Raw genomic sequence first — 13,557 nt, 5'->3', positions numbered from 1 at the left:
AAATCGATGGCATCGACCCTGCATTCCTTCGCCAGCGCCGCAGACCTCGCCGGCAGCCTCGCCGAAAAGGTCGCGGATACGCTTTCGGCAGCGATCGCCGCCCGCGGAACGGCGTCCATCGCCGTTTCCGGCGGCTCCACACCGAAGGCCTTCTTCCAGGCGCTTTCGACACGCGACATCGCCTGGGAAAAAGTGACGATCACGCTTGTTGACGAACGCTTCGTGCCGGCCGACAATCCGCGCTCGAACCATCTGCTGGTCGACGCCAATCTGCTTCGAAACAAGGCAAAGGCGGCGCGCTTCGTGCCGCTTTACCAGCCGGCACCTTCCGTCGAGGAAGCTGCAAGACTTGCGACGGCAAAAAGCGCCGAGATCGGCATCCCCTTCGACATCGTCATCCTCGGCATGGGTGGCGACGGCCACACCGCCTCGTTCTTTCCCGGTGGCAGCAATCTTGCCAAGGCGCTCGACGCATCGACGCCGCGCGGCATCATCACCATGGAAGCGGAAGGGGCCGGCGAGCCGCGCCTGACCTTCACCTTCTCCAGTCTTGAGGATGCCGCACTCCTGGTTCTCCATATCGAGGGCGAAGGCAAAAAAGACGTTCTCGCCAAGGCGGAAGGCAGCGGTGAAGAGGCAGAAATGCCGATCCGCGCCATTCTGCGCCGGGCCACTTCCCCGGTCGAGATCTACTGGGCTCCCTGATCCGCCGCAGATTTGAAATTCAGATCTAGGCCGGAGCCGCCGAAACAGATAGAGACAACGAACAAGGCAGGGATTTTCCATGTCCGCTCATGCACGCATCTCTGCGATCACCGATCGCATCGTCGAACGCTCGAAGCCCACCCGCGAACGCTATCTCGAACGCCTGCGCGCGGCCGCCTCGCAGGGCGTGCAGCGCTCGGTACTTGGCTGCGCCAACCTTGCCCACGGCTTCGCGGTCTGTTCCCCCGCCGACAAGGATGCGCTTGCCGGCGACCGCATCGCCAATCTCGGCATCATCACCGCCTATAACGACATGCTCTCGGCCCACCAGCCGTTCGAGACCTATCCGGCGATCATCCGTGAGGCAGCCGCCGAAGCAGGCGGCGTGGCGCAGGTGGCCGGCGGCGTGCCGGCGATGTGCGACGGCGTCACCCAGGGACAGCCGGGCATGGAGCTCTCGCTCTTCTCGCGCGATCTGATCGCCATGTCTGCGGGCGTCGGCCTGTCGCACAATATGTTCGATGCCGCCCTCTTCCTCGGCGTCTGCGACAAGATCGTGCCAGGCCTGGTGATCGCAGCCCTGTCCTTCGGGCACCTGCCGTCGATCTTCGTTCCGGCCGGCCCGATGACCACAGGCCTGCCGAACGACGAGAAGTCGCGCGTGCGCCAGCTCTTCGCCGAGGGCAAAGTCGGACGCGCCGAACTGCTGGAAGCGGAATCGAAATCCTATCACGGCCCCGGCACCTGCACCTTCTACGGCACCGCCAATTCCAACCAGATGCTGATGGAGATCATGGGCTTCCACATGCCAGGCTCCTCCTTCATCAATCCCGGCACGCCGCTGCGCGAAGCGCTGACGCGCGAAGCTGCCAAGCGGGCGCTGGCGATCACCGCGCTCGGCAACGAATTCACGCCGGCGGGCGAGATGATCGACGAACGCTCGGTCGTCAACGGCGTCGTCGGCCTGCATGCGACCGGCGGCTCGACCAATCATACGCTGCACCTCGTCGCCATGGCGCGGGCAGCCGGCATCCAGCTCACCTGGCAGGACATTGCCGAGCTTTCGGAAATCGTCCCGCTGCTTGCCCGCGTCTATCCGAACGGACTGGCCGACGTGAACCATTTCCAGGCGGCCGGCGGCATGGGATTCCTCATCAAGGAACTGTTGAAACACGGCCTGGTGCATGACGACGTTCGCACCGTCTTCGGTCAAGGTCTCCAAGCCTATACGGTCGACGCCCGTCTCGGCGAAAAGGGCGCCGTCCTGCGCGAGCCGTCGCCGGAAAAAAGCGTCGATCCCAAAGTTCTCTCCAGCATCGAGACGCCGTTCCAGGCGAATGGCGGGTTGAAGATGCTGCGCGGCAATCTCGGCAAGGCGGTCATCAAGATATCGGCCGTCAAGCCGGAGCGTCACATCATCGAAGCGCCAGCGGTCATCTTCCACAGCCAGCAGGAGCTGCAGGATGCCTTCAAGGAAGGCAAGCTCAACCGCGATTTCATCGCCGTCGTGCGCTTCCAGGGCCCAAAGGCGAACGGCATGCCGGAACTGCACAAGCTGACGCCACCGCTCGGCGTGCTGCAGGACCGCGGCTTCCGCGTAGCGCTGCTCACCGACGGGCGCATGTCCGGCGCATCCGGCAAGGTGCCGGCCGCGATCCACGTCACGCCGGAAGCGGTCGACGGCGGTCCGATCGCCCGCATCCGCGAGGGCGACATCATTCGCCTCGACGCGATCAAGGGCACGCTCGAGCTGCTCGTCGATGCGGCCGACATGGCCGAGCGTGAACCTGTCGTCGTCGATCTTTCCGACAATGAATTCGGGATGGGCCGCGAGCTCTTCGCACCGTTCCGCCGCGCCGTCGGACCTTCGGACCAGGGTGCGAGCGTGCTCTTCCACCACTGAGCGTGGTCACTGGAGACAGACAAAAACCCACGGGGCGCGCGCAGCACCCCGTGGGTTTTTGATTTCAGTCGAATGGTCCCTCAGGCCCGGACGTCGAGAACGTAGTCGCGGTGTGCCGGATGGGTGCTGTAGACGAAGATCTTGTTCAGCTCCTTCTGCGTCAGCAGGCGCAGGAAGCGCACGTCGATCGTATTGTTGGCGTTGACCTTCATCAGCAGGCAGCCGACCTTGGTGATGCGGGCATCCGGAATATCCAGATAGAACTGCTTCGGTAGGCTGAACTGGGTCAGGATCGCGAGTGTCGCGCTGCTCATCGAGATCCGGACAATGTCGCAGCGGCGCGAAGCCGCGTGCATGACGCCCTTTTCCGTATATTCGATGCGCGCGGCATTCATCGTGTCCTCCATTTTGAACCGCGCCTCGCGGTCATACATGAAGGATTCTTCCTTGCTCAGGAAATGAGATTTTGGCTGTGACGGATTGGAAGCGGCCACGTGCTTATCCCCCTCATAAATTGACGAGGAAAAGGTAGCAGCCGATCTTTAACAGAAAGTGAGAATTCGGCCCGTCCTGCACAATTCCTGGGGTAATCACCCCAAAAATGGCCGCCTCATTTCCGGTAGGTATGACCGGTTGCGTCAAAGAGATGCAACTTCTGCCTGTCGGCGGCAAACCGCATCCTCTGGCCCTTCTTCACATCATAGATGCCGGGCAACTTGACGACGATCGGCTCGCCGGGAACCAGGCCCTCGATATAAAGCAGCGTCACTTCGCCGAGCGCTTCGACGATCGACACCTCACCTTCGAAAAGGTAGTCGGCGCCATCGGCAACCCGGAGATCTTCCGGACGAACGCCGAAGCTCGCCTGCTTGCCCATTTCGGACGCATCGGTCGTCACATCGAGCGTCACCGACATGCCGCCGGTCAGCGTCACCGTCGTCTGGCTTCCGGTTCCGGCGACCGTTGCCGGAATGATGTTCATCGCCGGCGAGCCGATGAATTTCGCGACGAAGAGGTTTGCCGGGCGCTCGTAGAGGTCCAGCGGCGCACCGACCTGCTCGATATTGCCGGCGGAGAGAACGACGATGCGGTCGGCGAGCGTCATCGCCTCGACCTGGTCATGGGTGACGTAGATCATCGTCGTATCAGCCATCTGTTCGTTCAGACGGGCGATCTCGATGCGGGTCGCGACGCGCAGCGCGGCATCGAGGTTGGACAGCGGCTCGTCGAACAGGAAGACCTTCGGATCGCGGCAGATGGCGCGGCCGATCGCCACGCGCTGGCGTTGGCCGCCGGAAAGCGCCTTCGGCAGGCGACCGAGATATTGGCTCAGCTGCAGGCTCTCGGCCGCCGCTTTGACGCGGCGATCGATTTCCTGCTTGCTTTCGCCGGCGATCTTCATGCCGAACGCCATGTTATCGAACACGGTCATGTGCGGATAGAGCGCATAGGACTGGAAGACCATGGCGATGCCGCGCTTGGAAGGTGGCACGTCATTGACGAGATGGCCGTCGATATACATCTCACCGCCGGTGATCGCCTCCAGACCGGCGATCATGCGCAGAAGCGTGGATTTGCCACAGCCGGACGGACCGACGAAGACGATGAATTCGCCCTGCTTGATATCGAGGTCGATACCGTGGAGAACGTCCACGGAACCGTAGGATTTGCGGATATCCTTCAGCGTCAGTCCAGTCATTTCTCTCTCCCCTGCGTTCTTTAGGCGAGACGGGCGAAATACGCCCCCCAGGCCGGAATATCGATCTTGTCGCCATAGTTGTTGCTGGTAAAGCCGTGGCCCGTCAATGCCTGCCATTCTCCCGCCGGCAGAATGACGCCTGCCTCGGCCGGGCTCATGTTGAAGATGCAGAGCAGCTTCTCATTGCCGTATTCACGGGTGAAGACCAGCGTATCGCCCTGTGTTTCCTCGAATTCGATCTCCCCCTTGGCAAAAGCCGGGTGCAGCTTTCGGAAGGCGATGAAGCGGCGATAGTGCTCCAGCACGGAGGTCTCATCGCCCAGCTGGACGCTGACGGCACGCAGGATATGCTCGACCGGCACCGGCAACCAGGGCTTGACCGTCGAGAAGCCGCCCTGGGCGACCTGGCTGTCCCAGACCATCGGCGTGCGGCAGCCGTCGCGGCCCTTGAATTCCGGCCAGAACTGGATGCCATAGGGGTCCTGGAGATCCTGATAGGCAAGATCGGCCTCCGTCAGCGCCAGTTCCTCACCCTGATAGAGGCAGACGGAGCCGCGCAGCGTCAACAGCAAAGAGGCATAGAGCTTGGCAAAGGCGTCGTGATCGGCGACCAGCCCGCCCCAGCGGCTGACATGGCGCATGACGTCATGATTGGAGAAGGCCCAGCAGGCCCAGCCATCGGGTGCGGCAGCTTCGAAATCCTGCATCACCTCCTCGACCCGCTCCGGCGTCAGCGGATCGGGCGCCAGGAACTCGAAGGCATAACACATATGCATCTTGTCGTTGCCGGAGGTGTATTCACCCACGATTTCGAGGCCGCGCTGGCTGTCGCCGACTTCGCCGACGGCGGCGATCGCCGGGAATTCCTCGAGAACGGCCCGGAAGCGCTTCAAGAACGCAAGATTCTCGGGCCGGTTCTTGTCGTAGAGATGTTCCTGGAAATTATAGGGATTGACCGCCGGCGCCGTCGAGGCGTTGCGGCGTTCGGGGGCAAGCGCCGGATTGTCGCGCAGCTGCGTGTCATGAAAATAAAAATTGATGGTGTCCAGGCGGAAGCCGTCGACGCCGCGATTGAGCCAGAAGCGCACGACATCGAGCAGACGGTCCTGCACCTCAGGGTTATGCAGGTTCATGTCCGGCTGCGAGGTCAGGAAATTGTGCATGTAATATTGCATGCGCGTCGGATCCCACGCCCATGCCGAGCCGCCGAAGATCGACAGCCAGTTGTTCGGCGGCGTGCCGTCCGGCTTGGCGTCCGCCCAGACATACCAGTCGGCCTTGGCGTTGGTCTTGCTGGAGCGGCTTTGCACGAACCAGGGGTGCTGATCCGAGCTGTGGGAGATGACGAGGTCGATCATCACGCGGATGCCGAGGCGATGGGCCTCTGATATCATCGTGTCGAAATCCACCAGCGTGCCGAAGATCGAATCGACATTCTCGTAGTCGGAAACGTCATAACCGAAATCACGCATCGGCGAGGTGAAGAAGGGCGAGATCCAGATCGCATCGACCCCAAGGCTTGCCACATGCGGCAGGCGGGCGGTGATGCCCTTCAGGTCGCCGATGCCGTCGCCGTTCGAATCCTGGTAGGAGCGCGGGTAGATCTGGTAGATCACCGCGCCGCGCCACCAGTCCTTGTCAGGGGTCGAGATCGATTGGGAAGCCACGTTCATGGAATATCCTGTTTGAAGTCACGTTCGGGAATGATCAGCCTCCCTTGACCGAACCCGCCAGCAGACCGCGCACCAGGTAACGCTGCAGCCCGAAGAAGACGAGCAGCGGCACGATGATGGTGACGAAGGCTGACGCCGTCAAAATCTCCCAATTGCCGCCGCGCGAGCCGAGCAGCGCGTTCAGGCTGCCGGTTAGCACGATGTGGTCCTTGTCGGTGCCGAGGAAGACCATGGCGACGAGCAGGTCGTTCCATACCCACAGGAACTGGAAAATGGCGAAGGAGGCGAGTGCCGGGAAGGATAGAGGCAAAACGATGCGGACGAAGATCTCGAAATCACTCGCGCCATCGACGCGGGCGGATTCGATGATCTCTTTCGGCAGGCCGGCGATATAGGCCCGCAAGAGATAGATGGCGAGCGGCATGCCGAAAGCGGTATGAGCCAGCCAGATGCCGGGATAGGTCTTCGACGGCTGGCCGAGCATGTTGCCGATCTCGTTGTAGAGACGCAGAAGCGGGATCAGGGACATCTGCAGCGGCACGACGATGAGGCCGACGACGAGTGCGATCAGCAGCGCGCGGCCAGGAAACTCCATCCAGCTCAGGGCATAAGCGGCGAAAGCGGCAATCAGGATCGGGATGATCGTCGCCGGGATCGTCACGGTCAGCGAGTTGATGAAGGATTGGCCGATGCCCTCGCCTCTTAGAACCGTGTTGTAGTTCTGCATGGTGAATTCCGGCGGCGCCGAGACGGATGCATAGATGCGCCGCGGGCGCTGGTCGGGCGAAAAGGCGGCGTTCTTCACATAGCGATAACTGCCGTCGCTGTTGATCTGCAGGGTTTCACCGTCGCCGAGATCGGCGGTCTCGCCGGCCTTGAAGGCGGCCGGCTGCTGCACGCGATTGCCGAAGGCCTTTACCGCGCGGCCGGTCTGGCCTTCCAGCACATTGCCCGCAATGACGTAGGCGGCACCTTCCTGCTGCTGCTGGTCCGGCGTGCCCAAGCGAACGGCAACGGTCTGCGTCGAGCCGACGAAGGCCGTCCACCAGCCGGAGACGACGATCTGGTCCTTGTCGCGCAGCGCGCTGACGAAGATGCCGAGCGTCGGGATGAGCCAGATGATGACAATCAGTAGAACGGCTGCGTGAACGAAGAGACGGGCGGGGCCGATCTTGAAGTAGCTTCCGATAGCGGTCATCTCAGTGCCCCTTCAATTCGCGATTGGCGCGGCGCACGTTCCAGACCATGATCGGCGTGACGGCGAGCATGATGATGATGGCGATGACGGCACTTCGGCCGGAATCGCCGCCACCGCGGAACATCCAGTCGAACATCAGGTTCGCCAGCACCATCGTCTGCCACTGGCCGTTGGTCATGGTCAGCACGATGTCGAAGACCTTGAGGACGAGGATGGTGATCGTCGTCCAGACGACGGCGATGGAGCCCCAGACCTGCGGCACCATGATGCGCCAGAAGATCTGCCAGCCATTGGCGCCGTCGATGACGGCAGCTTCGATCGTCTCTTCCGGAATGCCGCGAAGAGCCGCCGACAGGATGACCATGGCGAAACCGGTCTGGATCCAGATCAGAATGATCATCAGGAAGAGGTTGTTCCAGAAGGGAATGGAGATCCACACCTCCGGCGTGCCGCCGAAGGTCTGGACGATGGCGTTCAGCAGGCCGATCTGGACGTCGTTGCCGCCGCGATATTCATAGATGAATTTCCAAATGACCGAGGCGCCGACGAAGGAGATCGCCATCGGCATGAAGACGATGCTCTTGGCGATATTGCCCCACCAGATGCGATCGGTCATCACGGCGATGACGAGGCCGAAGAAGGTGCAGGCAGCCGGCACCACGGCGAGCCAGAGGATGTTGTTGAAGATCGACTGGCGGAATTCGCGGTCGCCGAGCGCCCATTTGTAGTTGGCGAGGCCGACGAACTGCAGACCGGCACGGTCGTAGAAGGAGAGGATGAAAGTCGCAACGACGGGATAGACGAGATAGACGATGAGCAGGAACAGCGCCGGGCCGATGAACAACCACGGCCGGATCAATGCGCGGCGGTTGAGGTTCCGCGATGCGGCGCGGATGTCGCCGTCCTTCACCGGCAGAGCCATATCCAGGATCTTGTTCGAAAAATAGAAATAGGCCGAGCACGCGATCACGGCGGCGACCACGACACCCAAAGCGGACACTATCTGCGACAGCATTTCGTCCCTCCCCTGCTTCCCCTGATCTTATTCCGACCGGTTTTTATTCTGACGGGTCAACGCCGGTCACCGTCAATCTCTTTGATTGCCTGATCACAGTATATCCTGCGATGGCCGGGCTCTTTGCGAGCCCGGCCAGTCATGCAAGCCATGCCGCCGGCAAGCCGGCGGCATAATTTTGAAAGATTACTTGATGCCGTCCCAGGCGCTCTGGATTTCGCCAGCGGCCTCTTCAGCGGACTTGCCGCCGACGAAATCGACCATGCCCGTCCAGAAAGCGCCGGCGCCGATCTTGCCCGGCATCAGGTCGGACCCGTCGAAGCGGAAGGTGGTGGCCGAGGTCAGGATATCGCCTTCCTTCTTCATTTGCGGGTTGGCATAGGCCTCGGTGCTGACGCCCTTATACGGCGTCAGGAAGCTCGACTGCGCCATCCAGACCTCATGGGCGATCGGGGTCTTCAGGAAGTCGATGAAAGCGCGAGCAGCCTTCGAGTCCTTGGCGATCGAGACGAGCGTGCCGGCGCCCAAAACCGGCTTGCCGAGTTCGGGATGCGAAGCAAAGGTCGGCATGTAGAAGAAGTCGGCATCCTGGCCGAGCTTCGTGCCCTCAGGGAAGAAGGACGGGATGAACGAAGCCTGATGGTGCATGTAGCACTTCGGCGGAACCGCGAAGAGGCCCTTCGGGCTGTCGCGGAAATCGGTCGAGGCCACGGCTGCGACGCCGCCATCGACGTATTTGGCGTTCTTGGCGAACTTGCCGAACTCGTCGATCGCGGCAACGACGGCCGGATCGGTGAACTTCAGCTCGTTGGTCGTCCACTTGTCATAGGCTTCCGGCGGCTGCATGCGCAGCATGATGTCCTCGACCCAGTCGGTCGCCGGCCAGCCGGTGGCGCCGCCGGAACCGAGACCGATGCACCAGGGAACGCCGCCGTCCTTGACGATCTGGTCGGTCAGGGCATGCAGCTCTTCCATGGTCGTGGGGATCTTGTAACCGGCTTCCTCGAAATTCTCCGGCACGTACCAGACCAGCGATTTTACGTCGGCCTTGTAGGGGAAGGCGTAGAAGGCTTCCTTGCCGTCCTTGCCCTTGTAGGTGCCGTAACCGACCCAGCTGTCGCCGGCGCCGTAATTGTCCTTGATCCACTTGGAGTTGTCATCGCCGAGCGGCGTCAGGAAGCCCTTGCTGGCAAGATCGGCCAGGAGGCCGGGCTGCGGCAGAACGGCAATGTTCGGCGGCGAACCCGCCTGCGTGTCAATGACAATCTGCTGTTCGTAGTTTTCGGAAGAGGAGTATTTGGCATCGATGCCGGTGGCTTCGGTGAAATAGGCAAGCACGCTCATGAAGAACGCCTCGTCCTCGCCGCGCCAGGGCCCGAAGATCGTCAGCGGCTGACCCTTCAGATCGGCATGAGCAGCCTTGAACTCGTCATAGCTCTTCCAGTTGAACTTGGAGTCCTGTCCCGGGGCAAATTTCAAATCGGCCGCGGACGCAGCACCGGCAAAAAGCGCTGCCACGGCAACGCCCATCAAAAATGACTTTTTCATGTGATCAACCTCCCATCACAATCCCAACCGCGCCGAATTCCCGCAAATAAAGAAATTTCAAAGCGCTTTGACAGCCGACTCATTCCACTTTCGGTGGAATGGAGTCAAGTTAATTCGCGAGCAGCCGCGGCAAACACGCCAGATATCGCGGCATATCGCGGCGCAACAGCGCCTATCGGGAAATATGGAGCGATTTTTCTTGAGTCAAGCGCGGCAGATGATACATAATTGAAAGCGCTTTGGATGCCGCTGGGAGGCAGCAGGCCTTTTCAAGACGGCTGACGGGCGGGCTGGGAGGAAGCATAGCAGGTGAATCTCAAACAGCTATCGGAATTGCTGGGGCTGTCTCAGACGACGGTGAGCCGGGCGCTCAACGGCTATCCCGAGGTCAATGAGGCGACCCGGGAGCGCGTGCTTCAGGCCGTCAAGGAAACCGGATACAGGCCGAACAAGGCGGCGCAGCGGCTTGCGACCGGCAAGGCAGGCTCCATCGGTCTCGTCATGCCGACGGCGCCCGGCCACCAGTCCGACGTGCATTTCGGTGAATTCCTGGCCGGGCTCGGCGAAGAGGCCGTGCGCCACGATTTCCACTTCGTCATCATGCCGGCCGACCCGAATGACGAGGTGGCGGCGCTGCGCCGCCTTGCGATCAGCGGCAATGTCGATGCCCTGTTCGTCGCCTATATGCGCGGCCACGATCCGCGGCTCGCCATGTTGAAATCGCTCTCTATGCCTTATGTCGTGCACGGCCGTTCCTTCGGTTCGGAGCCGGACTATCCCTATCTCGACATCGACAATGAAGGCGCCTTCTACGATGCGACGCGGCTCTTGCTTCAACTCGGCCATACGCGCTTTGCGCTGATGAACGGACCGATGCATCTCGATTTCGCCATCCGCAGGAAGAACGGCGTCATATCAGCCCTTGCCGAGCGCGGGCTCGCGCTCGAGGAGGGTTGCATGAGCCACGCGCTGATGACGGACGAGCAAGGCCTGCTGGCGATGGAACACTTCCTGCAATTGCCGGAGCGGCCGACGGCGATCCTCTGCTCCAGCACGGTGCTGGCGCTTGGCGCGATCCGCGCGGTCAACCAGGCCGGATTGCGGCTCGGTGAGGATATCTCGCTGATCGCCCATGACGACGTGCTGCCGCTGCTGAAACCGGAAAGCTTTTCCGTGCCGCTGACGACGACGCGCTCTTCACTGCGGGCGGCGGGCGTTCGCATCGCGCAGCGGTTGATCGGCACCGTGAAGCAGGCCGGCCCCTTCCCCGACCAGGAGCTCTGGAAGACCGAGCTGATCGTCAGGGCCTCGACCGGTCCTGCACCGCAGGCCTAGGTCCTGTTGACAAAGTGTGGCAGCCAAATCCTTGCCGCGGCTAAAGCTAGGAAGGCTTCGAAGGATTTTCGGGTCTTGTCGTAACGTGTAGCAATGCGTCGGAATTGTTTAAGTCTATTGAACATCCGCTCGATAAGATTGCGATCCTTGTAGGCTTTGAAATCGCACGATGGCGGGTTTTTGCGGTTCGCTTTGGGTGGAATGACTGGCTTTATGCCGTGAATTAAAAGCTCTTCGCGAATGGCGTCACCATTATAGCCTTTGGTTTGCCGACTGGCATTGCCAGCAAGTCAGGCACAGCGGCGTAATCTGAGGTTTCGCCGCCCGTCGGGACGAAGCCAAGAGGGCGTCCTTGACCGTCTGTGCGGGCATGGATTTTTGTCGTAAAGCCGCCGCGTGATCGACCAAAAACCTCCTTATAAGTCCCCCTTTAGCGCCCGCTGCCTGTGAATGGCCTCGAACCGTCGTGCTGTCGATCATATGCTGCCAGTCATCGGTCAGCCCCAATTCCAGGTTCGCGATCGTGTCGGCAGCTTCTGTTGAAGATCAGGGCCGCCTTCGACTTGAAGCGGAGATAGAAGCCCCATTATTCGGCCCCGCTTCGCTCACGATGCCGGCGAGCTCCGTGGCGGCAATGCCGTCGGCTCGGAACTTCTGCGCTCTAATCCCCACCATGCCGCATCTGAAGCTGTCGTTTCGGCCCTTTTCGTAACGCATCCCCACTCTTTGCAATTTTCATCATTGCATTACGACCGTAATATGGATAAGTGATCGCACTGCAATAGTACGCCAATGGTAAAAACTCAGCGGTTTGGAGACAGTAATGACCTTAAATTCCAAAAAGACCGCCCTTGTAACGGGAGCCTCATCCGGTATCGGTCGCGCGAGTGCCGAGGCCTTGGCACGAGCCGGCTTCACAGTCTTCGGCACGAGCCGCAAGCCTAGTAGCGGGAGCTCGGGCCAGATCTCGATGCTGGCTTGTGACGTGACCGATGAAGACTCTGTGGCGTCGCTCGTTTCGACGGTGCTCTCAAGCACCGGACGTATCGACGTTCTCGTCAACAACGCCGGCCTGGGGATGTTTGGCGGGGCCGAAGAGTCCTCCATTGCTCAGGTTCAGAGCCTGTTCGACGTCAACCTGTTCGGTGTCATGCGGATGACCAACGCCGTGCTGCCTTCAATGCGGCGTCGCGGAGAGGGGCGCATCGTCAACCTCAGTTCGGCGCTGGGGTTCGTACCGGCACCGTACTCGGCGCATTACGCCGCGAGCAAGTATGCGCTCGAAGGCTATTCGGAGTCGCTCGATCACGAAATCCGCGGTTTCAACGTCCGCGTCTCGCTGATTGAGCCGGGCACCGTCCAAGGCAGTTTCGACCACAGCTCGCTGGAGCCGGATGCCAAGATGGCGGAGTATGACGCAGGGCGTGCCTGGGTGCATGATTTTTACGAGAAGTCGAAGCTCACGGCTGATACGCCCGAGGACGTAGCGGGGGCAGTCCTTTTGGCGGCCACGGCCAAGCGCCATCGGCAGCGTTACACCGTCGGCAAGGTCGCATGGCAGGTCAGCCTGCTGCGGCGTCTCTTGCCTGCGACGTTGTTCGACAAGGCCTTGCGCCAGCAGTTCCGCATGCCGGGAAGATAATCATTATGTTTACAACCTTTGATCAAAGCGAGGTACTTATTGTGTCCGACCGTCCATCTGTTCTCATCACCGGCGCATCGACCGGCATTGGCGAAGTCTATGCGGAGCGGTTTGCTCGTCGCGGGCATGATCTCGTTCTCGTGGCCCGCAACAAGACCCGCCTCGATGCCGTTGCGGCGCGTCTGCACGAAGAAACCGGCGTCGCGATCGACATCATTCAGGCCGACCTCACCGAGATCGCCGACCTCGAGACGGTGGAGACCCGCCTGCGCGAGGATCACACTATTGGCGTTCTCATCAACAACGCCGGCGGCAATCTACGCGGCGGCTTCCTCGATCAGAAAACCGAAGACGTAGCCCGTCTCGTGGCGCTGAATACCACCGCTGTCGTTCGCCTCGCAAATGCGGTCGCACCGCGGTTTGCGGACGCAGGGACCGGCTCCATCGTCAACATCTCGTCGGTCGTCGGTATCGCGCCCGAGTTCGCCATGTCCGTTTATGGCGCGACCAAGGCCTTCGTCACCTTCCTGTCGCAGGGCCTCAGCCTCGAACTCGGTCCAAAGGGCGTCTACGTCCAGGCCGTTCTTCCCGCCGCGACGCGGACAGAAATCTGGGAGCACTCCGGCATCGACGTTAACACGATGACCGGCGTCATGGAGGTCGGCGATCTCGTGGATGCGGCCCTCGTCGGCTATGATCGCCGCGAGGCGGTGACGATCCCGCCGCTTCCCGACCCAACGCAGTGGGATGCGTATCAGGCGGCCCGGCAGGCCATGCTTCCCAACACCCGTCAGCAGCATGCCGCCGAACGCTATCGCGTCGCCGGATAATCTGCATCG

The 13,557-nt window shown here is 61.2% G+C and carries 11 protein-coding genes and 1 pseudogene; 5 read left to right on the top strand and 7 right to left on the bottom strand.

Features of this window, described 5'->3' with window-relative positions; all coding sequences use genetic code 11:
* The first annotated feature begins 6 nt into the window (after nt 1-6).
* Together pgl and edd are read left to right on the top strand one after the other, a co-directional pair.
* Entirely contained in the window at nt 7-705 is a 699-nt protein-coding gene (pgl, locus tag RWK44_RS11525; protein ID WP_168340713.1) for a 6-phosphogluconolactonase, read from the top strand.
* A 79-nt stretch (nt 706-784) separates the two neighbouring features.
* Nucleotides 785-2,608: a phosphogluconate dehydratase gene (gene edd, locus RWK44_RS11520; protein WP_077977653.1), complete on the top strand. Its 1,824-nt coding sequence runs from the start codon at nt 785-787 to the stop codon at nt 2,606-2,608.
* Between the two features lie 80 nt (nt 2,609-2,688).
* Here edd and RWK44_RS11515 read toward each other — a convergent pair whose 3' ends face one another.
* From RWK44_RS11515 to RWK44_RS11490, 6 genes are all read right to left on the bottom strand, one after another.
* Nucleotides 2,689-3,042 (bottom strand): hypothetical protein, encoded by a 354-nt coding sequence (locus RWK44_RS11515; RefSeq protein ID WP_077977652.1) that lies wholly within the window; start codon nt 3,040-3,042, stop codon nt 2,689-2,691.
* A gap of 176 nt (nt 3,043-3,218) precedes the next feature.
* Nucleotides 3,219-4,307: an ABC transporter ATP-binding protein gene (locus tag RWK44_RS11510; protein WP_131664741.1), complete on the bottom strand. Its 1,089-nt coding sequence runs from the start codon at nt 4,305-4,307 to the stop codon at nt 3,219-3,221.
* 20 nt (nt 4,308-4,327) lie between these two features.
* Nucleotides 4,328-5,980 carry a beta-galactosidase BglA gene (bglA, locus tag RWK44_RS11505; protein WP_131664740.1) on the bottom strand — a complete coding sequence of 551 codons (1,653 nt, stop codon included), beginning with the start codon at nt 5,978-5,980 and terminating at the stop codon, nt 4,328-4,330.
* 34 nt (nt 5,981-6,014) lie between these two features.
* Nucleotides 6,015-7,178, bottom strand: coding sequence for a carbohydrate ABC transporter permease (locus tag RWK44_RS11500; protein ID WP_020048507.1), 1,164 nt, complete (start codon nt 7,176-7,178; stop codon nt 6,015-6,017).
* Between the two features lies 1 nt (nt 7,179).
* Nucleotides 7,180-8,193: a carbohydrate ABC transporter permease gene (locus RWK44_RS11495; protein WP_020048506.1), complete on the bottom strand. Its 1,014-nt coding sequence runs from the start codon at nt 8,191-8,193 to the stop codon at nt 7,180-7,182.
* 186 nt (nt 8,194-8,379) lie between these two features.
* Nucleotides 8,380-9,741, bottom strand: coding sequence for an ABC transporter substrate-binding protein (locus tag RWK44_RS11490; RefSeq protein ID WP_017959020.1), 1,362 nt, complete (start codon nt 9,739-9,741; stop codon nt 8,380-8,382).
* Nucleotides 9,742-10,050: 309 nt separating this feature from the next.
* On the opposite strand from RWK44_RS11490, the gene RWK44_RS11485 reads away from it, so the two are divergent.
* Nucleotides 10,051-11,076: a LacI family DNA-binding transcriptional regulator gene (locus RWK44_RS11485; RefSeq protein WP_168283539.1), complete on the top strand. Its 1,026-nt coding sequence runs from the start codon at nt 10,051-10,053 to the stop codon at nt 11,074-11,076.
* Here RWK44_RS11485 and RWK44_RS35125 read toward each other — a convergent pair.
* A pseudogene (locus RWK44_RS35125) lies at nt 11,073-11,589 on the bottom strand (IS5 family transposase); the annotation flags it as partial. The gene RWK44_RS11485 and the pseudogene RWK44_RS35125 overlap by 4 nt on opposite strands.
* Nucleotides 11,590-11,899: 310 nt before the next feature.
* Here RWK44_RS35125 and RWK44_RS11475 point away from each other — a divergent pair.
* Both RWK44_RS11475 and RWK44_RS11470 read left to right on the top strand, forming a co-directional pair.
* Nucleotides 11,900-12,718, top strand: coding sequence for an oxidoreductase (locus RWK44_RS11475; RefSeq protein ID WP_168283538.1), 819 nt, complete (start codon nt 11,900-11,902; stop codon nt 12,716-12,718).
* A gap of 41 nt (nt 12,719-12,759) precedes the next feature.
* Complete coding sequence (locus tag RWK44_RS11470; RefSeq protein WP_131664737.1) at nt 12,760-13,548, top strand: SDR family NAD(P)-dependent oxidoreductase; 789 nt, start codon at nt 12,760-12,762, stop codon at nt 13,546-13,548.
* Nucleotides 13,549-13,557: the final 9 nt, after the last annotated feature.

The sequence above is a fragment of the Rhizobium sp. 25PS6 genome, assembly GCF_032464655.1.
Classification (GTDB): Bacteria; Pseudomonadota; Alphaproteobacteria; order Rhizobiales; family Rhizobiaceae; genus Rhizobium; species Rhizobium laguerreae.
Note: the sequence above shows the minus strand (reverse complement) of the source record. Positions and strands in the feature narration are given on the sequence as shown.